The organism is Paenibacillus lycopersici, assembly GCF_010119935.1.
Lineage (GTDB): Bacteria > Bacillota > Bacilli > Paenibacillales > Paenibacillaceae > Paenibacillus_Z > Paenibacillus_Z lycopersici.
In genome coordinates this window covers 5,504,537-5,529,662 of sequence record NZ_CP048209.1, presented here as the reverse complement: position 1 = coordinate 5,529,662, position 25,126 = coordinate 5,504,537, and the positions used below count along the sequence as shown (strand labels likewise).

Annotated in this window: 23 protein-coding genes and 2 pseudogenes; 19 read left to right on the top strand and 6 right to left on the bottom strand. The window is 59.2% G+C overall.

Going from position 1 to position 25,126, the window contains the following annotated elements; translation table 11 throughout:
- Positions 1-197 precede the first annotated feature (197 nt).
- The 6 genes and pseudogenes from GXP70_RS24280 to GXP70_RS24255 all read left to right on the top strand — a co-directional run bounded on the left by GXP70_RS24280 (position 198) and on the right by GXP70_RS24255 (position 3,090).
- Complete coding sequence (locus GXP70_RS24280) at positions 198-746, top strand: glycosyl-4,4'-diaponeurosporenoate acyltransferase CrtO family protein (protein WP_192043388.1); 549 nt, start codon at positions 198-200, stop codon at positions 744-746.
- The gene (locus GXP70_RS24275) at positions 706-1,260 is read left to right on the top strand and encodes an ATP-binding protein (RefSeq protein WP_162359214.1); all 555 of its coding nucleotides are present in this window, start codon (positions 706-708) and stop codon (positions 1,258-1,260) included. Before GXP70_RS24280 ends, GXP70_RS24275 begins: the two co-directional genes overlap by 41 nt.
- A 34-nt stretch (positions 1,261-1,294) precedes the next feature.
- The gene (locus GXP70_RS24270) at positions 1,295-1,702 is read left to right on the top strand and encodes an SRPBCC family protein (protein WP_162359213.1); all 408 of its coding nucleotides are present in this window, start codon (positions 1,295-1,297) and stop codon (positions 1,700-1,702) included.
- Between the two features lie 138 nt (positions 1,703-1,840).
- The gene (locus tag GXP70_RS24265) at positions 1,841-2,035 is read left to right on the top strand and encodes a DUF4177 domain-containing protein (RefSeq protein WP_162359212.1); all 195 of its coding nucleotides are present in this window, start codon (positions 1,841-1,843) and stop codon (positions 2,033-2,035) included.
- Between the two features lie 53 nt (positions 2,036-2,088).
- Positions 2,089-2,556: pseudogene (locus GXP70_RS24260) on the top strand (DinB family protein); the annotation flags it as partial.
- 114 nt (positions 2,557-2,670) lie between these two features.
- Entirely contained in the window at positions 2,671-3,090 is a 420-nt protein-coding gene (locus GXP70_RS24255; RefSeq protein ID WP_162360657.1) for a GNAT family N-acetyltransferase, read from the top strand.
- 166 nt (positions 3,091-3,256) lie between these two features.
- On the opposite strand, the gene GXP70_RS24250 is transcribed toward GXP70_RS24255, so the two are convergent.
- A complete protein-coding gene (locus GXP70_RS24250; protein WP_162359211.1) occupies positions 3,257-4,150 on the bottom strand; it encodes a TIGR01777 family oxidoreductase in 894 nt (297 codons plus the stop codon).
- 133 nt (positions 4,151-4,283) lie between these two features.
- On the bottom strand, positions 4,284-4,715 hold the full coding sequence (locus GXP70_RS24245; protein WP_162359210.1) for a DUF2621 family protein: 432 nt from the start codon (positions 4,713-4,715) through the stop codon (positions 4,284-4,286).
- Positions 4,716-5,100: 385 nt separating this feature from the next.
- On the opposite strand from GXP70_RS24245, the gene GXP70_RS24240 reads away from it, so the two are divergent.
- The 4 genes from GXP70_RS24240 (at position 5,101) to ppnP (ending at position 9,907) form a co-directional block, all read left to right on the top strand.
- Entirely contained in the window at positions 5,101-6,228 is a 1,128-nt protein-coding gene (locus tag GXP70_RS24240) for a deoxyribonuclease IV (protein WP_162359209.1), read from the top strand.
- A 68-nt stretch (positions 6,229-6,296) separates the two neighbouring features.
- Positions 6,297-7,196: a formyltetrahydrofolate deformylase gene (gene purU, locus GXP70_RS24235; RefSeq protein WP_162359208.1), complete on the top strand. Its 900-nt coding sequence runs from the start codon at positions 6,297-6,299 to the stop codon at positions 7,194-7,196.
- Between the two features lie 250 nt (positions 7,197-7,446).
- Entirely contained in the window at positions 7,447-9,462 is a 2,016-nt protein-coding gene (tkt, locus tag GXP70_RS24230) for a transketolase (protein ID WP_162359207.1), read from the top strand.
- Between the two features lie 127 nt (positions 9,463-9,589).
- Entirely contained in the window at positions 9,590-9,907 is a 318-nt protein-coding gene (gene ppnP, locus GXP70_RS24225; protein ID WP_162359206.1) for a pyrimidine/purine nucleoside phosphorylase, read from the top strand.
- Positions 9,908-10,047: 140 nt separating this feature from the next.
- On the opposite strand, the gene GXP70_RS24220 is transcribed toward ppnP, so the two are convergent.
- Positions 10,048-11,355: an NAD(P)-binding domain-containing protein gene (locus tag GXP70_RS24220; RefSeq protein ID WP_162359205.1), complete on the bottom strand. Its 1,308-nt coding sequence runs from the start codon at positions 11,353-11,355 to the stop codon at positions 10,048-10,050.
- A gap of 209 nt (positions 11,356-11,564) precedes the next feature.
- Between GXP70_RS24220 and GXP70_RS24215 the strand changes: the two genes are divergently transcribed.
- The 6 genes from GXP70_RS24215 to GXP70_RS24190 all read left to right on the top strand — a co-directional run bounded on the left by GXP70_RS24215 (position 11,565) and on the right by GXP70_RS24190 (position 17,603).
- Positions 11,565-12,914 carry a glucose-6-phosphate isomerase gene (locus tag GXP70_RS24215; protein ID WP_162359204.1) on the top strand — a complete coding sequence of 450 codons (1,350 nt, stop codon included), beginning with the start codon at positions 11,565-11,567 and terminating at the stop codon, positions 12,912-12,914.
- Positions 12,915-12,923: 9 nt separating this feature from the next.
- The gene (locus GXP70_RS24210) at positions 12,924-13,553 is read left to right on the top strand and encodes a YigZ family protein (RefSeq protein WP_162359203.1); all 630 of its coding nucleotides are present in this window, start codon (positions 12,924-12,926) and stop codon (positions 13,551-13,553) included.
- 234 nt (positions 13,554-13,787) lie between these two features.
- Positions 13,788-14,591 (top strand): sulfate ABC transporter permease subunit CysT, encoded by an 804-nt coding sequence (gene cysT / locus GXP70_RS24205; protein ID WP_404822369.1) that lies wholly within the window; start codon positions 13,788-13,790, stop codon positions 14,589-14,591.
- Positions 14,588-15,385, top strand: coding sequence for a sulfate ABC transporter permease subunit (locus tag GXP70_RS24200; protein WP_162359201.1), 798 nt, complete (start codon positions 14,588-14,590; stop codon positions 15,383-15,385). The genes cysT and GXP70_RS24200 overlap by 4 nt, the downstream gene beginning before the upstream one ends.
- A 3-nt stretch (positions 15,386-15,388) precedes the next feature.
- Positions 15,389-16,453, top strand: coding sequence for a sulfate/molybdate ABC transporter ATP-binding protein (locus GXP70_RS24195; protein ID WP_162359200.1), 1,065 nt, complete (start codon positions 15,389-15,391; stop codon positions 16,451-16,453).
- A 46-nt stretch (positions 16,454-16,499) separates the two neighbouring features.
- A complete protein-coding gene (locus GXP70_RS24190) occupies positions 16,500-17,603 on the top strand; it encodes a sulfate ABC transporter substrate-binding protein (protein WP_162359199.1) in 1,104 nt (367 codons plus the stop codon).
- Positions 17,604-17,684: 81 nt separating this feature from the next.
- Here the strand turns inward: GXP70_RS24190 and GXP70_RS24185 are convergent, their stop codons facing one another.
- Positions 17,685-18,872 carry a PdaC/SigV domain-containing protein gene (locus GXP70_RS24185; protein ID WP_162359198.1) on the bottom strand — a complete coding sequence of 396 codons (1,188 nt, stop codon included), beginning with the start codon at positions 18,870-18,872 and terminating at the stop codon, positions 17,685-17,687.
- A 415-nt stretch (positions 18,873-19,287) separates the two neighbouring features.
- Between GXP70_RS24185 and GXP70_RS24175 the strand changes: the two are divergent.
- Positions 19,288-20,355, top strand: a pseudogene (locus GXP70_RS24175) (YeiH family protein).
- Between the two features lie 79 nt (positions 20,356-20,434).
- Here the strand turns inward: GXP70_RS24175 and GXP70_RS24170 are convergent.
- Positions 20,435-21,238 carry a Cof-type HAD-IIB family hydrolase gene (locus GXP70_RS24170; protein ID WP_162359196.1) on the bottom strand — a complete coding sequence of 268 codons (804 nt, stop codon included), beginning with the start codon at positions 21,236-21,238 and terminating at the stop codon, positions 20,435-20,437.
- Between the two features lie 73 nt (positions 21,239-21,311).
- Positions 21,312-22,175: an AraC family transcriptional regulator gene (locus tag GXP70_RS24165; RefSeq protein WP_162359195.1), complete on the bottom strand. Its 864-nt coding sequence runs from the start codon at positions 22,173-22,175 to the stop codon at positions 21,312-21,314.
- A gap of 191 nt (positions 22,176-22,366) precedes the next feature.
- Between GXP70_RS24165 and GXP70_RS24160 the strand changes: the two genes are divergently transcribed.
- The gene (locus GXP70_RS24160; protein ID WP_162359194.1) at positions 22,367-23,305 is read left to right on the top strand and encodes an aldo/keto reductase; all 939 of its coding nucleotides are present in this window, start codon (positions 22,367-22,369) and stop codon (positions 23,303-23,305) included.
- A 293-nt stretch (positions 23,306-23,598) separates the two neighbouring features.
- Positions 23,599-25,032, top strand: coding sequence for a S41 family peptidase (locus GXP70_RS24155; protein ID WP_162359193.1), 1,434 nt, complete (start codon positions 23,599-23,601; stop codon positions 25,030-25,032).
- The last annotated feature ends 94 nt before the right edge of the window (positions 25,033-25,126 follow it).

Sequence of the window (25,126 nt, the reverse complement as noted above, 5' to 3'; positions counted from 1 at the left end):
AAGAACGTTATCTAAGTAGAGGGGTGAGGATGATGAGAACAAATTCGGTTTTTACCATATTAACTGGATTATCTTTTATTGTTCCTTCAATTCTAAGGTTAACTCCTCTAATCAATGTTACTGGAAAGCATGTGAGACAGGAATGGATTCGAAGACTGGAATGGACGTTGAATACTATTTTTTTGCGTGGTGAATAAATGACTGCATTTACGCTATGGATGATTGTCTCTAACACGGCCTTTTGGCTGATTGTATGTTTCGGGTCGGCGTATGCGGTTAGATACTTGCCCGATTCATGGTATAAAGCCTCGTATTTCGAAGAGAAGCCGCTCGAAAGGCGATTGTATCGAACGCTCCGAATAAACAGCTGGAAAGACAGGCTCCCCGAATGGGGAAGCGTCTTTCATTTCGAGAAGAAGAACTTGCGGGAGGACCTCGATCTCGTATATTTGCGTCGTTTCATCATGGAAACCTATTATTCGGAATCGGGGCATTCCATGATGGCCGTGCTCGGTTTCGGTTGCCTGCTGCTTAACCCGGCGTCCTACTCCGGCATGGCACTGATGCTGGCTTGCATCAATGTTGTTGTTCAGATCCCTTTCATCGTCATCCAGCGCTATAATCGACCTAGATTAATGCGGTTGAAAATCCGGCTGGAGCGGGCAAGCAGGCAGGAAAAGGCGGACAGGAAGGAGCATGCCAATTATGACACGGCGCGTCATCATAACCGTCGGCAAGACGCATAGCGGCAAATCGACGTTTGCCGCGGAACTGGAGCGGCATCTGCCCCATTCGGCCGTCATCGATCAGGATAATCACGCGGAATTCATTAATACGTACTATCGGGCGTTGCGGCCCGCCCAAGGTCCGAATACGATCAAATATGCCATAACCCATACAATCGTTGATTACGCGGTTCGCCATACCGACAGGCATCTCATCCTTTGCAATTCGAACCGCAGCCGCGATGGCCGGACCAAGCTGCTTGATTATTTTAGACAGCACGGCTTCGAGAGCATAATCGTGTTTTTTGACCTCCCTGAGCAGGTGCTGCGCGAACGCGTTGCCGGCAGTCAGCGTACGAAAGCTATTTTTCGAACAGCCGCTAGCTTTAACGAAGTGCTCGACAGGCAAATCGCTGCATCTCAAGACGGCCAAGCAGCGGATCCCGCGGCAGGGGAAGCCGACTACTTGTTCGTCGTTACGGATTCGAATCAAGTGCAGTCGGTTCTGCATGCCATAGCAGCTTTATGCCGTTAGGGAAGTAAATCCAATGGAATAGCGAGGGATTCATATGGTATCGAAACAAGTGGGTCAGACCGTGTCATCCGGCTTCCAGGTCGGCGTGAGGAGAACGCTGCCGATCGCGCTCGAAGAAGCCTGGGCATTCATTACGTCATCGAAGGGAATCGCGATGTGGCTGGGGGACGTTGAGGCAATAGCCGTCGAGAAGGGGCGGCACTACCAGAGCAAGGAGGGGATTAGCGGCGAAATCACGACCGTCAATCCGCGCGAGAATATCCGATTAACGTGGAAGAAGGCGGACTGGGACAAGCCTTCCATCGTGCAAATCCGGACGATCCCGAGCGGAGCGAAAACGACGATCAGCTTCCATCAGGAGAAGCTGGCGCACGCGGAAATCCGCGACGAAATGAAAGCGCATTGGGAGACGGTCCTGGATCGGGTGAAGGCGTCGATTTAATGATTTATAGCGGGAACGGCGATAGCGAAAATCATTCAGGCAACGGCTATTCCATTCAGGACGACGAGACCAGGATCTATGCGTATTCGATTTCGTTGACCTAAGCGCTAACGTACAATATGGAGAGGATGAGGCTGCGTGGAACAATGGGAGTACAGAACGGTGAAATATAAAATCGGCGGGTTTCTGGGAGGCAAGCTCGATCCGGGGGAATTCGAAGCGATGCTGAACGAATACGGCATCGAAGGCTGGGAACTCGTTTCCTGTTTCGATACGAGCAAGTACCAAGGGGAATCGAAGGAGGTTATTTCGATTTTCAAACGCAGAAGGTAACTGACTATCCTGGCAAACGGACTTAAGAAATACGGGCAGAGCGGGGCGGAACCATGACCATTCACCATACGATAATGTCCATCGACCGGGAGCTGTCGCAGCTAACCAAGGAGTATGAATCGTGGTTTCGAAGCGATGCGGAATTGCTCCGCTTCAAGCCGCGCGCAGGCTGGAGCATCGAACAAATCCTGGAGCATGTGACGCTGACGAATCATTATCTGTTGATCCTGATTCGCAAAGGCAAGAAGCGGGCTGTCGAATTGGCGGCCAAAGCCGACCTGAATCAGGCGCTTGCCGGCTATCGCGGCAACCTTGGCGTTCTCGATGACATTGCCAACCATGCATCGTTCAAATGGGTAAGACCCGAGCATATGGAGCCGCGAGGCGACAGGACGTTAAGCGAAGTCCGGTTACGGTGGGAAGAGCAGATCGTCGCGTGCCAAGAAATCCTTCGCGACATGCCGAACGGCGAAGGGGTTTTATACAAAACCACCATGTCCGTCCATAATCTCGGCAAGATCGACGTGTACCAGTATCTTTATTTTCTATGTCTGCATGCCAGGCGCCATGTTGCTCAAATGAAGCGCGTGAAGGCCGAATATAACCAGGCCGAGCATAATCAATCGGAGGCTGCTATGATCGATAAATCCGAAATCGTAAGAGGGACAGGCGAGGATGCGAATGTTGTCAGGAATAAACTGATCGCCTTCAACGCCGCGCATGTACCGAACGGCAGGTACGAGGAAATCAATCTGCATATCAAGAATGAAGCAGGCGAAATCATAGCCGGCCTCAACAGCGCCGTGTGCTGGAACTGGATGGAAGTCGACATCTTATGGGTAGCCGACACGCATCGCGGTCAAGGGCTCGGCAAGAGGCTGCTGGAGGAAGCGGAACGAATCGCGCGAGCCAATGATTGCGCGTTCGTCAAGTTGAATACGTTCAGCTTCCAAGCGCCGCGGTTCTACCAGAAGCACGGGTATCAAGTCATGTTCATGATCGATGAAGCGCCGGCAGGACAACAGCACTATTACTTGAAGAAGGATCTGGAGTAAGGGAGCTCAGTGACGGTAAGCGGTAAGCGTAAGCGAAGGCGTAAGCGAAGGCGTAAGCGGTAAATGGACCGGATTTACGCAACGGAGAGGAGCATAGCCGGGCGCCACGGGGGCACTGTTCCGGACTGGATGAGCCCGGCAGCCGCCTCTTCGCTCTATTCTACGTTTATCCGAGCAATTGCCTTAAGGCGTCTCGAAGCGTCGCGTAGCGAAACTGGAATCCGTACTCCAAGGCTTTGCCCGGAACGGCTCTCGACCCTTCCAGCAGCAGAAAAGAAAGCTCGCCAAGCGCCGCCTTGAGCAGAAACGCCGGCAGCGGCAGCCAATGCGGCCTCCCGGCAGCCTTGCCGACCGCACGCCCGAAGGCATCGTTGGTCGCGGGCTCCGGCGCGCAGGCGTTGACGGGACCCGCGATCTGCGGATTATCGATGCAGAACAAGAGCAGGCGAACCATATCGTCCTCGTGAATCCACGGTATCCATTGCTTGCCGCTGCCGATCCGGCCGCCCGCGAATAAGCGGTAGGGCATCAGCATCGCGGGAAAGGCGCCGCCCTTCCTCCCGAGCACGAGTCCGATGCGGACTTTCACGAGGCGCTGTACGGGGATGCGGTCCGCGGCGGCTTCCCATTGTTCGACGACGGAAGCGAGATAGTCCGTGCCCCGCACGAGACTCCGTTCGTCATGGGCGACGGCGGCGTCGGTGCCGTAAATCGAAATGCCCGAAGCATTCACGACTATTGGCGGCTTATTCGCCAAAGCGGCGACGGCCGTCGCGATCGCATCGGCGGCGTCCAGCCGCGATTGCAGGATGGCCTGCTTGCCGGCCGCGTTCCAACGCTGGTTAATCGTCGCGCCGGCCAGGTTCACGATCGCGTCGTAACCGTCCAGCAGCGCCGGCGTCACGGCAAGCTGCTTCCATGTGATGCCGGAGAGCTTGGGCTTCTTCTCCTTCGGCCGCTCGGAACGCGACAGGATCGCGACTTCATCCCCGCGCTTCAGCAGCGCGTCGACCAGCAAGCTCCCGATGTAACCGGTTCCTCCCGTTACCGCTACTTTCATGCGTCTCGCCTCCTCTTATCCATACTGTTCCTTGTCCATTCTACTTCCATGGTACAACAAAAGCCGCCCGGGCAGGCGGCTTTTTTATTCAACGTATTCTATTCAGCTTATTGATTCGTCTTATTGATTCGCCTTATTTATTCAACAAGTGCGCGTACGGCCGATAATCGATCTGTTCCCGCTCCAGGAAAGTGACCAGGCTGCGGTAATCGCGTTTCGGCGTCGCCCGGATATAGCCTTCGATGCAGTGGCTGCGCGACACTTCGGCAGCTCCGCCTTCAACCGCCACTTGCGCGATTTTGGCTGCGATCGAATGTCTGGCGATATCGCGGAACGCGCTGGGCACCGGAGCGACGAGCTTCTCGAGAAACTGCTTGGAATCCTCGGGCCACATGCCGCGGCTGCGCTCGACCCAGTAGTTCTGCCAGTCCAGCTTGGACTTGCCGTCCCGCATCGGGAGCACCTTCAAGAATTTGCGGAACATGAAGTAGCCGCCGATCGACATGAAGACGATCATGACAACCGCCCAAAACATAATAAAATACATGAACCAATTCGGAGCCATCGTGAACATCACCTCTTGCCGTACAGGATACAAATTCTTCACATTCGGATAAATCTTACTTATTATAAGCCAAGCACATCGTTGACCGCAACAGAAGGTCGATTCCGGGTTCAGTAATCCGTCCGATGAACGCGAGAGAAGACACGCCGCGTGCAAACCGGAGGCACGCCAAAGGCACATCGAAGGCATACCGAGGCATACCGATGCGCGATGCCTGGCGGCATGAGGAGAAAACGCCATAAAATACAGGCTCATAAAAAGCAACTCCTTTGGACGGATTCCTAGATTTATTTCGCCGTTCCTTGTAGAATGAAAGGACAAGCGTTTGCCCGGACATGCCCCGCGCAAAGTCCGGCGCATAAACGAAAGGAGCGAAATTCGTCCCATGTTGAAAATCGGTTCCCATGTTTCATTTTCCGATAAAGGGCTGCTTACCGCTACGAACGAAGCCGTGTCTTACGGCTCCAGCACGTTCATGATCTATACCGGCGCGCCGCAGAACACGCGCCGCAAGCCGATGGAAGACCTGTATATTCCCGAAGGCAGGGCCGCAATGGGCGAAGCGGGCATCGACGAAATCGTCGTGCATGCGCCATATATCATCAACCTCGGTTCCTATAAAGACGACACGTACGAGCTGGCCGTCCGGTTCCTGCAGGAGGAAATCCGCCGCACGGACGCGATCGGCGTCCGCAACATCGTGCTGCATCCCGGCGCGTTCACGGACAAAGACGCGGAGTACGGCATTGCCCGCATCGCCGAAGGACTGAATGAAGTACTGAACGGCACGAAAGAAACGAACGTCAACATCGCGCTCGAAACGATGGCGGGCAAAGGAACGGAGATCGGCCGCAGCTTCGAGGAACTCGCCTCCATCATCGATAAGGTCGGCGCCAACGATCGCCTGACCGTCTGCATGGATACGTGCCACATGCACGATGCCGGCTATGACATCGTCAACGACCCGGACGGCGTGCTGACCGCGTTCGACAAGACGGTCGGCCTGGATCGCGTCGCGGTCGTGCATATCAACGACAGCAAGAACCCGCGCGGCGCGGGCAAGGACCGCCATGCCCCGATCGGCGCGGGCTGGATCGGCCACGACGCCATCCGCAATTTCGTCCATCACGAGGCGCTCAAAGGCCGTCCGTTCATCCTCGAGACGCCGTGGATCGGCCAGGAGGACAAGACGCAGCGCCCGATGTACGAGGCGGAAATCGCCTTGCTGCGCGGCGATGCTTCCAATCGCTTCGGCAGCCGGTTCCTGGAGGATGTCGAGCGTCTGCACCATTTCTTCGGCAAGCAGGAAATCGATCACCGCGCGTTCGTGCTGAACGTATGGGACGTGCTGAAGAACGACGCGAAGGCGAAGAAAGCCGATCCGCGCGAGCCGATGGACCGCCTGTTCGATCTCGTGGCCGAGCACCGCGTGCTTCCCGAGCTGTCGGAAGAAGCGGTCAACCAGCGCATCACCGCCTGGTTCGCGGGCAAGACGCTGCTCGTGAACGCCTAATTGTCCCGAAGCCGGCAGCGGCCGGCGCAAGAACCATCTTATGTTGACGGAAGGAAGACAAGTTTCTTATGCAAAACATTCATCCAACTCCGCAGCCGCCGCAGCGGGCGAACACCGCCAACCGCGCGCGGATGCTGATTTCCTGCCCGGACCGCAACGGCATCGTTGCGGCCGTGTCGCAGTTCCTGTACGAGCACGGCGCGAACATCGTGCAATCCGATCAATACACGCTGAACCCCGGCGGCGGCATGTTCTTCATCCGCTTCGAATTCGACCTGAGCGACCTGGAGCGGGAGCTGCCGGTGCTGCAGGAAGATTTCGCCCGCGTGGCGGACCGCTTCGAGATGAAATGGTTGACGTTCCGCGCGAGCCGCAAGAAGCGGCTGGCGATCTTCGTCTCCAAGGAAGACCATTGCCTGCTGGAACTGCTCTGGCAGTGGCAGGCGGGAGACCTGGACGCGGAAATCGCGATGGTCGTAAGCAATCATCCGGACATGAAAGGGCTCGTCGAGTCGTTCGGCATCCCGTTCCATCATATCCCGGTCACGCCGGACACGAAGGCCGAAGCCGAGAAGCGGCAGCTTGAAGCCGTCAAAGGCAAAGCGGATATCATCGTGCTGGCACGGTACATGCAGATCATCTCGCCGAAATTCATCGAGCAGTTCCCGAACCGGATTATTAACATCCATCATTCCTTCTTGCCCGCGTTCGTCGGCGGCAAGCCGTACGCGCAAGCGTATCAGCGCGGCGTCAAGATCATCGGCGCAACGGCGCATTACGTCACCGAGGAGCTCGACGGCGGTCCGATCATCGAGCAGGACGTGCAGCGCGTCACCCATCGCGACGACGTCGACAATTTGAAGCGGATCGGCCGCACCATCGAGCGCGTGGTGCTTGCGCGCGCCGTGAAGTGGCATGTGGAAGACCGGATTCTCGTTCACCAGAACAAGACGGTCGTGTTTAATTAGCGGTCTGACGTCCCGGCGGACAGCGAGCAATCGCGTCCCGAAGGGCGTTGACCGGAAAGCGCGTCAGCCTGATTGAAGGGGGCTGGCGCGCTTTTTGTTTCGTTGTCGAATTTTAGGGAAGGCTTGCAATTAAGATGGAAATGGCCGAGAGGTAATGGTACAATATTTCAAAGCCAGTGCGGGACAACCGCCTATAGAACCATACAGAGAACTTTGTTTCACCTATTGCGATTTAGGAGGAGTTTACGTAATGACAGTCACTCAGAAATCCATCGATCAGCTCTCCATCGACACGATTCGTACGCTAGCGATCGATGCCATCGAGAAAGCCAATTCGGGCCACCCGGGCATGCCAATGGGTTCCGCTCCGATGGGCTATCAATTGTTCGCCAAAACAATGAACCACAATCCGTCCAATCCGACATGGATCAACCGCGACCGCTTCGTGCTTTCCGCCGGCCATGGTTCCATGCTGCTGTACAGCCTGCTTCACCTGTCGGGCTACGATCTTCCGATCGAAGAGCTGCAGAACTTCCGTCAATGGGGTTCCTTGACGCCGGGTCACCCGGAGTTCGGCCACACGGCGGGCGTAGACGCAACGACGGGTCCGCTCGGACAAGGCGTAGCGATGGCAGTCGGCATGGCAATGGCGGAAGCGCATCTCGGCGCGACTTACAATAAACAAGACCTGAACATTATCGACCACTATACATTCGCGATTTGCGGCGATGGCGACCTGATGGAAGGCGTGGCAAGCGAAGCGGCTTCGCTCGCGGCTCACCTGAAGCTCGGCAAACTCGTCGTGCTGTACGATTCCAACGACATCTCCCTTGACGGCGAGCTGAACCTGTCGTTCTCCGAGAACGTGCAGGGACGCTTCGAAGCTTACGGCTGGCAGGTGCTGCGCGTCGAAGACGGCAACGACCTGAACGCGCTGGCGCAAGCGGTAGCTGCGGCGCAAGCGGAGTCCGGCAAACCGACGCTGATCGAAGTGAAAACGACGATCGGCTACGGCTCCCCGAACAAAGGCGGCAAAGGCGGCCACCTCGGTACGCACGGCAGCCCGCTCGGCGCCGACGAGACCGTGCTGACGAAGCAATTCTACGGCTGGGAGCACGAAGCGTTCTACGTGCCGGCCGAAGTGCGCGCGCACTTCGCGGACGTCAAGACGAACGGCGAGAAAGCGAACGCGGCTTGGGATGCGCTCTTCGCTTCGTACAAAGCGGCTTACCCAGAACTGGCGGCCCAATTCGAGACGGCGATCAGCGGCAAGCTGCCCGAGGGCTGGGATAAGGACCTGCCGGCGTACACGCCTGCGGACAAAGCGCTGTCGACGCGCGTCGCTTCCGGCAACGCGCTGAACGGCTTGGCGAAGAACGTTCCGAACCTGATCGGCGGTTCCGCCGACCTGGAGAGCTCCACGATGACGCATCTGAAGGGCTTGCCTGTCTTCAAGCCGGGCAGCTACGAAGGCCGCAACGTATACTTCGGCGTTCGTGAATTCGCGATGGCCGCGGCCGTCAACGGCATGAGCCTGCACGGCGGCGTGAAGCCGTACGGCGCAACGTTCTTCGTGTTCACGGACTACCTGCGTCCGGCAGTACGTCTGTCCGCGCTGATGAAGCAGCCGGTCGTCTACGTCTTGACGCATGACAGCATCGCGGTCGGCGAAGACGGCCCTACGCACGAGCCGATCGAGCAATTGGCTTCCCTGCGCATCATTCCGCAGCTGACGGTCATCCGTCCGGCGGACGCGAACGAAACGTCGGCGGCATGGGCGTATGCCTTGTCCGACGCCGATCAGCCGGTAGCGCTCGTGCTGACGCGCCAGAACCTGCCGGTGCTGGAAGGCACGAACGAGAACGCGCGCGAAGGCCTTGCCAAAGGCGCGTACGTCGTTGCGGACGCAGCGAACGGCAAGCCGCAAGCGCAGCTGATCGCGACGGGCTCCGAGGTGCAGCTGGCGGTTGCCGCGCAGAAGGCGCTTGCTGCCGAAGGCATCGACGTGCGCGTTATCAGCATGCCAAGCTTCGATCTGTTCGAGCGCCAACCGAAGGCGTACAAAGACTCCGTGCTGCTGCCGGACGTCAAAGCGCGCCTCGCGATCGAAATGGCTTCGCCGTTCGGCTGGGAGCGTTATGTCGGCGATCAAGGCGACGTACTCGGCATCAACACGTTCGGCGCATCCGCGAAGGGCGACCGCGTCATCGCGGAATACGGCTTCACGGTCGAGAACGTCGTCAGCAAAGTCAAGGCGCTGCTGTAATCCGTTTTCCGGCGCGTTAACGCATCAATCGGTTCAGTCCAATGCGGGGCTTACTCCGCTTGTCACATGAGCGGCCGTAGGCCCCCTTTGCATAGCAATCATTACATTCACAGAGGAGCATGCCCGTATGTCCCAGTACGATAACGTCACCGTAATCAAGAAAGCCAACCTGTACTTCGACGGCAAAGTATCGAGCCGCACCGTTCTGTTCGCGGACGGCACGAAGAAGACGCTCGGCATCATGCTGCCGGGCGACTACGAATTCGGCACGGATGCCAAAGAAATCATGGAAATCCTCGCCGGCGAGCTGAAAGTGCTGCTTCCGGGCGAGACCGAGTGGATCTCGATTTCCGGCGAAGGCGAGTTCACCGTTCCGGCAAACTCGAAGTTCAAGCTGCAAGTTGCGTCCATCACGGACTACGCTTGCTCGTACATCCAGGAATAATCGACCGGCTCTTCCAAAAAAGGCTGCTCCACGACGCGCCGCGCATGCGGTCGGTGGAACAGCCTTTTTGTTATCCAGTTGCCTGTTAGCCGCGCCGGTACCGGTGACGGTCCCGGATGCAGCCCGGCGAGGTCCCGGGGTTAGTCGGCCGTGACGGTCCGGCTATTGATATAGGCTTCCAGCTGCAGGCGCTGGTACGGCGCAAGGCCTGCGAGCATGCAGCCGTAACGGAACGAGCCTTCGTGCTGCTCGATGCGGATGATCCGCCCCGTTACCGGCGGCAGCTCGGCATCCTGCGGGAAATAGATGACGACGAACATATCGAGCTCGAGCGGAGCGCTCGAAACGATCTGCAGGCCGCTGTCGGACAGATCGCGCAGCGTGCAGTCGAGCAGCTGGCCGGTGAAGCTGCCTTCGCGTTCCCACTGGTACACGGCCATCTTCAGCGGCACGTTGATCGACAGGCGCTCGCTGCGTCTGCGGTCGGCGATCCGCGCGTTCGCAGACGCATCCGCCTCGGCCGGCGCAGTCGCGGCCGCCGTGAATTCATCCGCATCGCTGTGGTTCGTGATGCGCTTATTGATCCACTGCTCGTAGCCGTGGGCCAATGCCGACAAGTCGTAGTCGCCGAAGCCCATGGCATCGCCGATCTGGTACAGGCTCTTGACCGTCTCCAGAATCGGCGTCGGCGTCTTCAGCGCGTCCGAGAGCTGCGAAGCGAGGCGCAGATCCTTGAGCATCAGCGCGAGCGAGAACTGGACGCTGAAGTCGCGGGCCAGGAACTTCGGCGTCTTCAGCTCGGCCATCTTGCTCGCGGCGCCGCCGGACTGCACGAGCTCGAGGAACGACTTGGCGTCGATGCCGCCGCTCGCGGCGATCGCCATGCCTTCCACGAGTCCGGCGACGTTGATGCCGACGATCGTGTTATGGGCCAGCTTCGCGGTCGAGCCGCTGCCGCCCGGGCCCATCGGGATGATCTTGCGGCCCATCGCCTCGAGGACGTCCTTCACCTTGCGCAGCGCCTCGACGTCGCCGCCGACCATGAACGTCAGCGAGCCGCTCTCCGCCGCAGGCTTGCTGCCCGTTACCGGCGCGTCGAGGAAGTCGGCGGATTTGCCGGCGATGTCCCGGTGCAGCTGGCGGGACAGCTCTGGCGAGATGGTGCTGCTGTCGATGACGATCGTGCCCGGCAAGAGCGTGCCGAGCAGGCCGTTCTCCCCGTAATAGACCTCGCGGATCGAGTCGTCGTTGCTGATCATCGTGATGATGACTTCGGAGGCGCCTGCGATCGCCGCGGGCGTCTGCGCTTCTTCGGCGCCAAGCTCGATCAGCTTGGCCGCTTTGCCCGGCGTGCGGTTGTATACCGTGACCGGAAAGCCCTTGCGCAACAGGTTGGCGGCCATAGGTTCACCCATGACGCCCAAACCGATAAAGCCGATTTTGAACATGATCTGGTCATCTCCTTGGTTTCCGTTATGTAACTGCTATCATTTTATCATAATTTTCGGACAAGCTGTAATCGCCTCCCCATTCTCTTGTATTTGCCTATGAAATCCATTATCCTTATCGTGATCAAAGTGAATCGGCCGCCGGCACCCTCGGGCGGCAGCGATGCGCAAAAACGGAGCGTATGCTTAACTTTTAGGAGGTTCAATCAATGAGTAAAGCGGTAAAATTCGACTACAGCAAAGCGCTCGGCTTCATCGGCCAGCACGAAATCGATAATTTGGCGGAACAGGTTCGCACGGCGCACGACCAGCTTCGGAACGGTACGGGCGCAGGCTCCGATTACCTCGGCTGGATCGACCTGCCGACGAACTACGATAAAGAAGAATTCGCGCGCATCCAGAAAGCGGCGGAGAAGATCAAATCCGATTCCGAAGTGCTCGTCGTAATCGGCATCGGCGGCTCCTACCTCGGCGCGCGCGCGGCGATCGAGATGCTGTCGAACTCGTTCTACAACCTGCAGCCGAAGGAGCAGCGCAAGACGCCGCAAATTCTGTTCGCGGGCAACAATATCAGCTCTACATACGTCACGCACCTGCTGCAGCTGCTCGAAGGCCGCGACTGGTCGATCAACGTCATCTCCAAATCCGGCACGACGACCGAGCCGGCGATCGCGTTCCGCGTATTCCGCTCGGCGCTGGAAGCCAAGTACGGCAAAGCCGAAGCGCGCAAACGGATCTACGCGACGACGGACCGCGCGAAGGGCGCGCTGAAGAAGCTGGCGAACGAAGAAGGATATGAATCGTTCATCATTCCGGACGACGTCGGCGGACGCTACTCCGTACTGACGGCTGTCGGTCTGCTCCCGATCGCGGCAGCGGGCATCAACATCGAAGAAATGATGCAAGGCGCGGCCGACGCGTCGAAGGCGTACAACAATCCGGTGCTCGCCGAGAACGAAGCGTACCAATACGCGGCGGCGCGCAACGCGCTGTACCGCAAAGGGAAAGCAACGGAAATCCTCGTCAACTACGAGCCTTCCCTGCACTTCGTGTCGGAATGGTGGAAGCAGCTGTACGGCGAGAGCGAAGGCAAGGACTACAAAGGCATCTTCCCGGCGGCCGTCGACTTCTCGACCGACCTGCACTCCATGGGCCAATTCATTCAGGAGGGCAACCGGAATATTTTCGAAACGGTCATTCAAGTCGAGAGCGTGTCGGAGCAGATTACGATCGAGCATGACGACAGCGACCTCGACGGACTGAACTTCCTGACGGGCAAGACGATGGATTTCGTCAACAAGAAAGCGTTCGAAGGCACGCTGCTCGCGCACACGGACGGCCAAGTGCCGAACTTCGTCGTGAACATCGCGGACATGAAGCCGTACACGTTCGGCTACCTGGTCTACTTCTTCGAAATCGCCTGCGGCATCAGCGGCTATCTGCTCGGCGTCAACCCGTTCGATCAGCCGGGCGTCGAGGCGTATAAGAAGAACATGTTCGCGCTGCTCGGCAAACCGGGCTACGAGAAGGAGAAAGCCGAGCTGGAAGCTCGCCTGTAAGCAGGGGACATGCTGGAGAGCTACCGGACGCTGCGGCATCAGGGCAGCCAAGAGATCGTCATCAAGAAGTCGCGGTTCATCGGTTACGGCAAGCCCGTCGCCTCCGAAGAGGAGGCGATCGCCTACATCGACGAGCTGAAGAAGCTGCACTGGAACGCGACGCACAACTGCTCGGCCTATGTCATCGGCGAGCGCGACGAAATCCAGAAGCAGTCGGATGACGGGGAGCCGAGCGGCACGGCGGGCAAGCCGATCCTGGAAGTGATCAAGCACAGGGGCCTCAAGAACGTCGTCATCGTCGTGACCCGTTACTTCGGAGGCATCATGCTCGGGGCCGGCGGACTGATCCGCGCGTACACCGACGGCGCCGTCGCGGCGATCGAGGCGGCCGATGAGATCGCGATGGTGCTGTACCGGGAGATCGTCGTCGACGTCGATTACACCTGGTACGGCAAGCTTGAGAACGAGTTCCACGCGCGCGGCGTCCGTCTTGGCGGAACCGAATTTACGGACCGCGTCGTCATAACCTGCCTGCCTCCGGCGCGGGAGGCGGAACGGTTCGCGGCGTGGATCACCGATCTGACGCAGGGACAGGCGGTCCTGACGATCGGCGAAGACAAGTATTATATCGACGGCTAGTAACGGGGCCGTCGCGGACGATAAGCTTCCCAGCGGCTGCATGACGGCCGCGGGGGAGCTTTTTATTCCATTTGCGGCATGTATAATATTTACTTATTCATACAATAAGGATTGACTAGACATCCTGTCGTCTGCTACATTGTTAATACCAAGTAAATTAATGGGGATTAACTAAATTCCACGCCGCAATTCCTCAAGGAAAGCGTCAGGAGGTCATCCAGCTTGAATTTCATAATGCGCGGCCGCTTGTGGAGCTTCGGGTTTCGCAGCACGATTATGCTTTATTTCATTTTACTCGTCGTCTTGCCGATTGTCGGCGTCTACTCCCAGTCCCTCAAGCTGGGCTGGTCGCCGTTCTGGGAGAGCGTGACGGACCAGCTGGCCTGGGAAGCCGTTCTTCTTACCATTAAGCTCTCGCTCGTCTCCACGGTCATTAACGTGCTGCTCGGCACGATGATCGGCTGGGTGCTGATCCGGTACCGGTTCCCGGGCCGGCGGCTGCTGAACAGTCTGGTCGATTTGCCATTTGCGCTGCCGACGGCGGTCGGCGGCTTAATGATATTGCTGCTTCTCGGGCCGAACAGCCTCGTCGGCGGCCTGGCGGATAAGCTCGGGTTTGAAATCGTCTTTCACGAACCGGCGATCGTGATCGCGATGATCTTCGTGACGTTTCCGTTCGTGATCCGCGGCGTGCAGCCGCTGCTGGAAGAGCTGGACAAATCCGAGGAGGAAGCTTCCTATACGCTCGGGGCGTCCAAAACAAGGACGTTCCTCCAGGTGATTTTCCCGTCGATGCTTCCGGGCATCATCAGCGGGGCAATGCTGGCGTTCTCCCGCGCCTTGGCGGAATTCGGCGCCGTCGTCCTCGTGGCGGGCAATATTCCGGGCAAAACGCTGATCGCGTCGGTGTATATTTTCGGCGAGATCGAAAGCGACAACACGCAAGGAGCCGCCGCGGTGTCCGTGCTGCTGCTGACGCTGTCGTTCCTCATTCTCGGCGCCGTCAACCTCGTGCAGGCGAGGAGGCAGGGCAAATGAGAAGACTGTGGATCGCGCTCACCTATGTTGTTTTTCTGATTCTGCTGATCGCGCCGCTGGCGAAGATCTTCATCGGCTCATGGGGCGAAGGCTGGAGCGGCTTCACGGAATCGCTTACGCGCGCGCAATCGATGCACGCGCTCATGATGACGGGCATCCTCGTCGTGATCGTAACGGCGCTTAACACGCTGTTCGGCGTCATGCTGGCGATCTACCTCGTGCGGGCGTCCTGGCTGTCGCGCCGGATCAAAGGACTGCTTAACAGCGTCGTCGATCTGCCGTTCGCGGTATCGCCGGTCATCGGCGGCTTGATGATCGTGCTCGTGCTCGGGCCGAACTCGGCGCTCGGAGCGTTCTTCGAGGACGTCGGCATCAAAATCGTATACGCCCTGCCGGGCATGATCCTGGCCACCCTGTTCGTGACGTTCCCGCTGATGGTGCGGGAGGTCATGCCGGTCCTGCAGGAGATCGGAACGCAGCAGGAAGAAGCGGCTTCGACGCTCGGGGCGTATTCGTGGTATACCTTCTGGAAGGTCACCTGGCCGTCCATTCGCTGGGGCGTCATCTACGGCGTCGTCTTGACGGTCGCCAGAACGCTCGGCGAATTCGGGGCCGTGCTCGTCGTATCCGGCAATATTATGAACAAGACGCAGACGGCGACGACGCTCGTCTACCAGGATGTCGAGAATTTCAACGTGACGGAAGCGAGCAGCGTGGCGCTTGTGCTGGCCGCTTTCTCCGTCGGACTGCTGCTGCTCATGGAATGGGCCAAGAAGAGAAAGGAAGTGCATTGAGCGATGCATATCGAGGTGCGCGGGTTAAATAAACAGTTCGGCGACTTCCATGCCGTGCGCGATGTCGATTTCGATATCGCGAAAGGCCAGCTGATCGGCCTGCTCGGACCGAGCGGCGGCGGTAAAACGTCGATTCTTCGCATGCTGGCGGGGCTGGAGACGCCGTCGGCGGGCGATATTCTGTTCCATGGCAAGCGGGTCAACGATCTGCCGCCGCAAGAGCGGGGCATCGGATTCGTGTTCCAGAACTATGCGCTGTTCAAGCACATGACCGTCTACGATAACGTGGCGTTCGGGTTGAAAGTGAAGAAGGAAGCGAAGGACGTCATCCGCGAGCGCGTCATGTCGCTGATCGAGCTGACGGGGCTGAAGGGCTTCGAGCACCGCTATCCGCATCAGCTCTCCGGCGGCCAGCGCCAGCGCGTGGCGTTCGCCCGGGCGCTCGCGCCGCAGCCGCAGCTGCTGCTGCTCGACGAGCCGTTCGCGGCGATCGACGCCAAGATTCGCACCGAGCTTCGCACCTGGCTCAAGGACATGATCGAGCGCCTCGGCATTACGTCGATCTTCGTCACGCATGACCAGGACGAGGCGATCGAAGTGGCGGACGAAATCATGATCATTAACAAAGGGCGCCTGGAGCAGAAGGGGACGCCGTGGGATATTTACAAGAGCCCGCAGACGCAGTTCGTGGCGAGCTTCATCGGCGAATCGACGATCGTCGACAGCGTGGAGCAGTTGAAGGGCTTCGAGGAAGCGGCCAATTGGCCGGGCACCAAAGCGCTGATCCGTCCCGAATATATCGAGATCGGCAGACGAAGCGATTTCCGCATTCCGTCCGCGACCGTCGAAGGCATCGTGCGTCACTTGCATTTCCGCGGCAGCGAGTGGATGGTCGAAGTGGATGTCGGCGGCATCAAGCTCATCACCTACCGTTCGCTGGAGAAGGAAGTGCTGACGCCGGGCGAACCGATCCATGTGCTTATCCATCGCGCGTATTTATTCAACGACAACGACACCTGGATCATGGAGAACAAGACGAAGGAAGATCCGATGCCGGTTTACATTTAACGGACCTTGCCTATAACGGACCCTCATAGAAAGTGTTGTGTGCATAATGAAACCTACCTTACGAAAAGGATGGCGATTTGCAGGCGCGGCGCTGCTTGCCGGGCTGCTGCTGCTGACTGCGGCATGCGGAAATAACGGCGCGTCCGGCACGAAAGGCTCGGCGTCCGGCAACGGCAATGGCGGCGGCGGGCACCCCGCCGCGGCGAAAGGGAGCGTCACGCTCGTCATCGGCGCCTACTCGGTAGCGAAGGATTCCTTTGCCGAGCTGCTGCCGGCGTTCGCGAAGCAGTGGAAGGCGAAGACGGGGCAGACCGTCGTGTTCCAAGAGTCGTACGAAGCTTCCGGCACGCAGGCGCGGGCCATTGTCGGCGGCTTCGAGGCGGATGTGGCCGTCATGGCGATGGAGAGCGATATCGAGAAGATCCGGCAGGCCGGGTTCATCACGAGCGACTGGCGCAAGCAATTCGGGGACGGGGGCATGATTACCCGCTCGATCGCGGTGATGGGCACGCGCAAAGGCAATCCGAAGGGAATACGCGACTGGGACGACTTGACCCGCAAAGACGTCAAGGTGCTCTACCCGAATCCGAAGACGTCCGGCGGCGCGCAATGGGACATCAATGCGATGTACGGCGCGGGCTTGAAGGAATCCGAGGCGAAGACCGGCAAGAAGGATCCCGCGTACGCGAAAGACTTTCTGAAGCGCATCCATCGCAACGTGGAATCGCTCGACAAGAGCGGACGCGCCTCAATGGCCGCGTTCGAATACGGCTTCGGCGACGTCATCATCACGTACGAGAATGAGCTGCTGTCGCGGATCAAGCAGGGCGTGGCGTATGAGGAAGTCGTGCCTTCGTCGACGATTCTGATCGAGAATCCGGCCGCGGTCGTCGACAAGAACGTCGACAAGCATGGCACGCGCAAGGTCGCGGAAGCGTTCATGGCGTATTTGCACACCGAGGACGCGCAGCGCGTCCTGGCGAAATACGGCTTTCGTCCCGTGAACGCGAACGTGATGGAGGAAGCGAAAGGCAATTTCATCACGCCGCCGGAGCTGTTCGATATCTCGTATCTGGGCGGCTGGGACGAAGTGCGCAGCACGCTCTACTCGCCCAAAGGCATCTGGTATCAGGTGCTGGCAGGCAATTAGATTCACATAGAAACGGCCTTGTCCGCATGATGCGGCAAGGCCGTTTTCTTAAGGTTTCAAGTTCATCCGCCGTGGCGAGTCTTACTTCGAGATCGAGATCGCCTGTTTCGTGTAGGAGACGTCGGCGCCCAGAACCGTCGTGAAGAAGTCGATCGGCACGTACTGCGTACCGCCTTGGACGGCAGGCGCGGCGCCGAGCGCGAACGAAGCCTGTCCGCCGGAGGAAGCATGGTTGTTCCCTTTGGCCGAGGCGTAGCGGTTGCTCCCGTTGACGATGAAGGCGGATTCGCCGGGACGGCTCACGAACGTTTTGTGCGTGCTGGCCACGTACGAGAGCTTATAGCCGAGCGCTTCGGCGATCGGACGCAGCGGCACCATGAGGACCCCTCCCCGGGCCGTGTAAGGATGCGCGCCCGCGACGGTCTTGCCGCCTGCCGCGATCGGCAGCTTGTCGGCGCCTGCGGGAACGGCTGCGCCGAAGCCGGGAACGGCCAGGGCGAATTCCGGCATGCCGGCAGCATACGGCGCAATCTCGTACTGCTGGAAGATCACGTAGGCGACGCCGTCTTGAATGACGAACGATTGATCGTCGGCAATGGATTTGAACGGCGTGCTCAGGAAGAAGTCGTCCGGGCGTTTGGCAATCTCCGCTTTGACGGCGCGGTTGATGACGTTCTTGTAGTCCGAACCGAACAAGTCCTTCAGCTTGATCGGGGACGCGTGTTCCGCGTTGCGGATGTTGTACGTCGTGACGATCGTGCCGCCGTGAGCGCCGCCGGTATATATGTACGTATATACGCGGAACGACAGGATGCCGCCAGCGGAGGCACTGCCGTCCGAGAGCAGTTCGCTGCGCACGGTAATGCCGTACGCCCGGAATGGATAAGAACCGTTGTCCGCGTCATAATCCGTCTTGGCCTGCTTCGCGATATCGTCGGCCGCCGCTTGGGCGCGCGCCGCCAGATTGGCGTTCAGCGTGTTCTGGTAGGCCTTGTCCTTCATGCCGGAGATGACCGGGATTTGCATATCGGTCTCGAGCTGATCCGTCGTCTGCTGAACGCTGCGGAACGCGAGCTGCGCGGCGCCCGCATGCGGCTGGACGGAGGCTGCGACGGCGATCGGTACGGCTGTCGGGGCATCTCCTTCCGCGGCGAAGGCGAACGGGGCGGCGGCGCCGAAGAGGAGCGCGGTGCCCATCAGGGCGGCGGCTGCGGTTTTGACGGTATGTTTGCGAGAGCGGGTATACGTAAGGTTGCGGTTGTTCATCATCGATATCCCTCCATGATTGGTCTAGTACCACTATATACACTTCCGAGGCCTGGATCGTAACAAAACGGTAACGAGAAAGTTACAGTGCCGGATACGGCAGCTAGAAGCGTATCGTCTGGACGCGCAGCTAGAGGGTCTATTTTGCATAACGATTCGTTATTCATTCCATCATAAGGATTGATTTCTCTTATCGGATGGCCGGCGGTATAATGGGAACCATTCTAGTTCCGTTCAAATCAGAGCATGCGGAGGCAGCCATGTGAAGGCCAATCATGCGAAATCAAGCCGCGAAGACAGACCATGAGAGACAGACCACTCGAAAACAGACCATGAGAAGACAGACCATGAGAAGACAAACCAAGCGAAACCAAGCCATGCACCTTGGCATTCTTTTCGATCGGAGGAGGCAACCCTTATGACGATTCCCTACACGATGAAACCGCTCGGTTATCCGGCGCTGCTGTTCCGCGGCTGCAAGCAGCGGGCCGGCGGCATCGCCTTCACGCTGCTCATCGCCGCGGCAGGCTATGGACTGTCCATGCTGCCCGGCTTCCGTTATGCGGGACAGATGGCGTGCGCGATCCTGCTCGCGGTCGCTTACCGGCATGCGTTCGGCTACCCGCTGCCGCTTCAGTCCGGCATCCAGTTCGTCAGCAGACATCTGCTTCGCTTCGCGATCATCCTGTACGGCGTCAAGCTGAACATCGCTGCCATCTACCGCGACGGACTCGGATTGCTCGCCAGGGATGCCGTCGTCGTGCTGTTCGCGATCGGCTGCACGATGCTGCTCGCGAAGTGGCTGCGCGCCGATCTCAAGCTCTCGCTCCTGCTCGGCATCGGTACGGGCATCTGCGGAGCGGCGGCCATCGCGGCCGTGTCGCCGATCCTGCGCTCGAAGGACGAGGACACGGCGGTGGGCGCCGGCTTGATCGCGCTTGTCGGCACGCTGTTCGCCGTCGCGTACACGCTGCTTCGCCCGCTGCTCGGCTTGACGGACCTGCAGTACGGCATCTGATCCGGCACGAGCCTGCATGAAATCGCGCATGCCGCGCTGGCCGCGTCCCCGGCCGGGCAGGATGCGCTCGCGCTCGCGCTGCTGGCCAAGCTGGGACGCGTCTTCCTGCTCGTCCCCGTATGTCTGGCGCTCGTCTATATTCAGCGCCTGATCCGCCGCAGACGCAGCGCCACTCCCGGCGCAAGCGGCGAGCATGAAGCGGCGCCGCTGCAGTTCCCGTGGTTCTTGCTCGGCTTCGCGGCGATGAGCCTGCTGGGCAGCAGTGCCGCCGGGCATGATTTCATAGCGGCCCGGCCGGCGTTCATGAGCGCGCTGACGTTCGCGACGACGTTCCTGCTCACCATGGCGATGGTGGGGCTCGGGCTGAACGTGAATCTCCGCAGCCTGAACGGCGGCGTGCTGCGGGCGCTAGCGGCGATGCTTGCAACGTCGGTGCTCCTGTCGCTGTGGACATACTTGTCCGTATAGCGAGAACAACAGAAAAGAGCCGCGCTTCCGTCCGGTCCGGACGGAAGATGCAGCTCTTTTTTTAAGAACTTATGACATTCTACACCGTATGCAGAATGAACTTGTCGATGACGTGCTTGACGCCTTCTTCGTTGTTCGATTTCGTCACGAATTGCGCGATTTCCTTCAGCTTCGGCAGCGCGTTGCCCATCGCGACGCCGAGTCCCGCGGCTTCGATCATCTCGTGGTCGTTCCAGGAATCGCCGATGGCGATGACTTCGTCCAGCGTGCAGCCGATGTGCTCCGCCATGAAGGCGATCGCGTGGCCTTTCGTGCCTTCCTTGTGCGTTACCTCGAGGTAATGCGCCTTCGACTTCGTAATATGGACGCGGTCGCCGATCAGCGGCGCCAGCTTCTCCGCCATTTCGTCGAGGCGGGCCGGATCGTCGATCATGAGCATCTTGGCCGACGGCTGATCGATCAGCTTCTCGAAGTCAGGCTCCACGACGAACGGGATCTTCGACAGATTGGAGTAATCGCGCGCCTTCTCGTTGTCTTCGCGCACGTACAGGATATCGTTGATATACAGCTGCAGATGCAGATCGTTCGCTTCGCAGAACGCCATCAGCTCCTTGGCCGCGTCTTGCGGCACGTAGCGTTCATAGAGCACCTGCTCGTCGAGCAGCGTCTTGACCATCGAGCCCTGGTACGTAATAATCGGCACGTTCAGCTCGATTTGCTTGGCGATCTTCTTGGCCGACGGGAACATCCGTCCCGTCGCCAGCGTAACGAATATGCCGCGCTCGATCGCCGCGGCCAAAGCCGCCTTCGTACCCGGCGTGACGATAATGTCGTCGGTCAGCAGCGTGTCGTCGATGTCGATCGCAATCAGTTTGTAGTCCATTCTCTCCGCTCCTTCTCTCTATCGCTTGCGCATTTCCATTGATTGTAGCGGAAAAAGGAGACCGGAACAAGCGTTATATTCGGAAAACGCGCGTGCCCGCGAACCGCTGTCTGTAGGCGGTTGGCGTCATGTTCTCGCTTTCCTGGAACCTCTTATTGAAGTAGCTCGCCGTCTCGTAGCCGGACCGGCGGGCGATTTCGCCGATGCCGAGCTCCGGCCGCTCCACGAGCAGCGCCTTCGCCCGCTGGATGCGGCACATGGTCAGGAAAGCGAGCGGCGTCTGTCCGACGGCGCGGCGGAACAAGCGGCAGAACGCGTAGCGGTTCGTTCCGGCGCGCGCGGCCCAGACGTCCAGCTCGAACGGCTCGGCGGCGGACGCCTGCAGCTCGGGGAGCAGGGCAAGCATGCGCTCGACGTTCGTCGCCGGGCCGGCGCCGGCCCCGTTCATCGGCGCGGCCTGTTCGATGAATTCCGCGAGGACGCCGTAGGTCAGCATGGAGACGCGGCTCGGATGCAGCAGCTTATGACGCCCGATTTCGCCCAGCAGTTCGTCGATGCGCGCCTCCAGCCCGGCGGACGTGCGCAGCCGCCGCGCGACGGAGCGGTGAAAGCCGCGCTCCTTCAAGTCGGCGGCCACGGCGCTGCCGTAGAAATGAATCCATTTGATCTCCCACGGATGCTCCGGATGGGCGCCGTACGCCTGCTTGTCCCCCGGGAAATAGAGAAAGCAGTCGCCGGGCCCAAGCTCCTGGCGCTTGCCGTCGCGTTCGATATAGCCTTGCCCGGACACGACGAAATGAAAATTGAATTCCTGCATCGCGCCGGCCGGACGGCGAACCTCATGCTCGCGCGTCGTAATATAATGGCCCGCCGATTCCGGGAAACAGTAGAAGCGGCCGCGGTTCAGCAGCGGAAGCGTAAGGTGATTTTGAAACATCGGGTATCGCTCCTTGATGGATGAAAGTCAATATCGTTCTAAACTAGCAATATATTTCGATGTTGCGCAGCGGAATCCTTTATTAAACTAGAAGGAAGCGTAAGCGTTCTATTCGCAGGCTGACTGATGGCCGATGCGGGAGTAAGGCATTATCAATATCGAATCATGAACGACGAAGGAGAGCTGAACCAATGAAACGAATCGAGGTCGCGGGCGTAGCCCAAGGCATCGCGAAATTAATCCAAGGCTCGATGATGCTGCGGGTCGAGGATATGGACTATTCCGGCGGGCTGCTTGACGCGTATGCGGCAGCCGGAGGCAATGCGATCGACACCGGCCATATTTATGGCGCGAGCTCCGCGCAGGCGATCGGCAAGTGGATGGAAGCGCGCGGCAACCGCGGCGATATCGTCATCATCGGCAAGGGCGCGCATCCGTACGAGCAGTCGCGCATGACGAAGACGTGCATACAGAGCGACCTGGCGGAATCGCTGGAACGCCTGGCGACGGATTATATGGACGTGTACTTGCTGCATCGCGACGATCCGAACGTGCATGTGGGCTACATATTGGAAGGCTTGAACGATCAGCTGGCTTCCGGCCGCTGCCGGGCGATCGGCGCTTCCAACTGGAACGTCGCGCGCATCCGCGAAGCGAACGAATACGCGGCGAAGCACGGCATGACCGGCTTCAGCTGCAGCAGCCCGAACCTGGCCCTTGCCCGTCCGAACGAAGCGCGCTGGGCGGGCTGCGTAACGACGACGGCGGAGGACGAGGCTTGGCATGCGCAATCCCGGCTGCCGATCCTGTCGTGGTCGTCGCAATCCGGCGGCTTCTTCACGAGCCGCTATTCGCCGGATAACCGGGAAGACGCGGAGATGGTCCGCGTCAACTACAGCGACGAGAACTGGGAACGCAAACGCAGGGCAACGGCGCTGGCGGAGAAATACGGCGTGACGGCGAACCAGATCGCGCTGGCATACGTATTGAACCAGCCGTTCCCGGTCGCGGCGATCATCGGACCGCAGAAGCCTTCCGAGCTGGAGGACAGCGTGAAGGCGCTCCAGGTCGCGCTGTCCGCGGAAGAGAGAGAGTGGCTCAACTTGTCGTCGGAGACAGCGCCGTCGTAAAGTACCGTCGTAAGCCGTAATTGGGAAGTACCGTCGTGATTGTATCTTGAGGCATATCCTTACATGCTATAGCCCCCTCCGGAAGGACGGGCAGCCCGACCATCGGCTGCCGGCATACTTCCGCGAGGGGGTTGTTTTGTTTTTTCACGAAACGTATTACGAAACGTACTGCGCAACGGACTGTGCCGCCCGAAGGAGGGCAGCTGCGTTTCCGCTCGTTCCGGGCAAGCTTGCGACCGTCCGTCGAATGCGATAGAGTGAGGAAACAGGTTGATTGTGGAAGAGGTGTCGGAATGAATAGGTATGGCGAGAAAGCAATGCGGCAGCGGCGGATAACGGTCGTTGTCGTCATGGTCCTTCTCTTGGCGGCCGGGTTTGCCGGCGGACGGTTCAGCGTATGGCTGCAGTATCCCATCGTCAAGGATAAGGCATTCGGCAATTTATCTTATGCGTACAATGAAATCCGGGCCAATTACTTGAACGGCGCCGATTCCAAGGCGCTCGTCGACGGCGCTGCCGAAGGCATGGTGGGCTCCCTGCAGGACCCGTATTCGGTGTATTTGCCGGAAGACAAAGGCGAAGCGTACGTGCAGTCGTACCAGGATCATTTCGTCGGCATCGGCGTGGAGATCCGTCAGGAAGACGGCGCGTTCATCGTCGACAGCGTCATTAAAGGAGCGCCTGCCGAGAAGGCGAAGGTGCGGAAGGAAGACGAACTTACGGCCATCGACGGCAAGAGCGTGAAAGGGCTGTCCTTCGACGAGCTGAAAGCCAAGCTGCAGGGCGAAACGGGCTCGACGGTGATGCTGGACGTCAGCCGGTCCGGCAAGCCGCTGACGGTCAAGGTCGTCCGGGGCGACGTGCCGGTGCTGACGGTGGCATCCGAGATGAAGCCGGGCGGGATCGGCGTGATCACGATCAGCCGTTTCGCGGAGAAGACGGCGAAGGAGTTCGACGCGGCGATCCAAAGCTTGCAGAAGCAGGGCATGAAGGCGCTGCTGCTCGATCTTCGCGGCAATCCCGGCGGATTGCTTAACCCGACGATCGAGATCGCGAACCGGTTCGTGCCGAAGGGCAAGACGATCGTGCAAGTCGTCTATAAGGATGAGAAGCGGGTGCTGACGCACAAATCCAGCCAGAAAACGCCGTGGAAGCTGCCGATCGCCATTCTCGTGGACGCACATACGGCAAGCTCCGCCGAGGTGCTGACCGCCGCGCTCAAGGATACGGCCGGCGCGCAGGTGGTCGGCGAGAAGACGTTCGGCAAAGGCATCGTGCAGAATTTTAATCAATTGAAGGACGGCTCGGTGCTGAAGCTGACCGAAGCGCAATGGCGGACGCCGAACGGCCAATGGATCCATAAGAAGGGCATCGATCCGAACGTCGTCGTCGCGGCGCCGGATTATGCGCTGCTTCCGAGACTGGACGCCGGACTGAAGCTCGCGGTCGGCGATTACGGCGATAGGGTCGTCACCGTGCAGAAGATGCTCCAGACGATCGGCTACGATACCGGCAAGGGTACGGGGATTTACGACGAAGCGACGGCCGCGGCGGTGCGCACGTTCCAGCAGCAGGAGTCGCTGCCGGTAACCGGCGATATGAACGACAAGACCGCGTACCGCATCTTGACGAAGCTGATGGCCAAGTACCAGGCCGAGGATCCGCAGCGGAACAAAGCGATGGAGCTGTTGAACGCAGCGGTAACCAGCGCGCCGCCGGCCCAATAATTCGGCGCGTGCAGCTGTGCGGGGCAAGGCTGAACGCCGCCGTATGCGTCTGCTTCCAAACCTGGCGAATACCGGATATTTTGCCGCATGCAGA

Coding starts and splice junctions, on each gene's coding strand:
- GXP70_RS24280 (WP_192043388.1), top strand. CDS start 198: ATGACTGCATTTACGCTATGGATGATTGTCTCTAACACGGCCTTTTGG.
- GXP70_RS24275 (WP_162359214.1), top strand. CDS start 706: ATGACACGGCGCGTCATCATAACCGTCGGCAAGACGCATAGCGGCAAA.
- GXP70_RS24270 (WP_162359213.1), top strand. CDS start 1,295: ATGGTATCGAAACAAGTGGGTCAGACCGTGTCATCCGGCTTCCAGGTC.
- GXP70_RS24255 (WP_162360657.1), top strand. CDS start 2,671: ATGATCGATAAATCCGAAATCGTAAGAGGGACAGGCGAGGATGCGAAT.
- GXP70_RS24250 (WP_162359211.1), bottom strand. CDS start 4,150: ATGAAAGTAGCGGTAACGGGAGGAACCGGTTACATCGGGAGCTTGCTG.
- GXP70_RS24245 (WP_162359210.1), bottom strand. CDS start 4,715: ATGGCTCCGAATTGGTTCATGTATTTTATTATGTTTTGGGCGGTTGTC.
- GXP70_RS24240 (WP_162359209.1), top strand. CDS start 5,101: ATGTTGAAAATCGGTTCCCATGTTTCATTTTCCGATAAAGGGCTGCTT.
- purU (WP_162359208.1), top strand. CDS start 6,297: ATGCAAAACATTCATCCAACTCCGCAGCCGCCGCAGCGGGCGAACACC.
- tkt (WP_162359207.1), top strand. CDS start 7,447: ATGACAGTCACTCAGAAATCCATCGATCAGCTCTCCATCGACACGATT.
- ppnP (WP_162359206.1), top strand. CDS start 9,590: ATGTCCCAGTACGATAACGTCACCGTAATCAAGAAAGCCAACCTGTAC.
- GXP70_RS24220 (WP_162359205.1), bottom strand. CDS start 11,355: ATGTTCAAAATCGGCTTTATCGGTTTGGGCGTCATGGGTGAACCTATG.
- GXP70_RS24215 (WP_162359204.1), top strand. CDS start 11,565: ATGAGTAAAGCGGTAAAATTCGACTACAGCAAAGCGCTCGGCTTCATC.
- GXP70_RS24210 (WP_162359203.1), top strand. CDS start 12,924: ATGCTGGAGAGCTACCGGACGCTGCGGCATCAGGGCAGCCAAGAGATC.
- cysT (WP_404822369.1), top strand. CDS start 13,788: ATGCGCGGCCGCTTGTGGAGCTTCGGGTTTCGCAGCACGATTATGCTT.
- GXP70_RS24200 (WP_162359201.1), top strand. CDS start 14,588: ATGAGAAGACTGTGGATCGCGCTCACCTATGTTGTTTTTCTGATTCTG.
- GXP70_RS24195 (WP_162359200.1), top strand. CDS start 15,389: ATGCATATCGAGGTGCGCGGGTTAAATAAACAGTTCGGCGACTTCCAT.
- GXP70_RS24190 (WP_162359199.1), top strand. CDS start 16,500: ATGAAACCTACCTTACGAAAAGGATGGCGATTTGCAGGCGCGGCGCTG.
- GXP70_RS24185 (WP_162359198.1), bottom strand. CDS start 18,872: ATGATGAACAACCGCAACCTTACGTATACCCGCTCTCGCAAACATACC.
- GXP70_RS24170 (WP_162359196.1), bottom strand. CDS start 21,238: ATGGACTACAAACTGATTGCGATCGACATCGACGACACGCTGCTGACC.
- GXP70_RS24165 (WP_162359195.1), bottom strand. CDS start 22,175: ATGTTTCAAAATCACCTTACGCTTCCGCTGCTGAACCGCGGCCGCTTC.
- GXP70_RS24160 (WP_162359194.1), top strand. CDS start 22,367: ATGAAACGAATCGAGGTCGCGGGCGTAGCCCAAGGCATCGCGAAATTA.
- GXP70_RS24155 (WP_162359193.1), top strand. CDS start 23,599: ATGAATAGGTATGGCGAGAAAGCAATGCGGCAGCGGCGGATAACGGTC.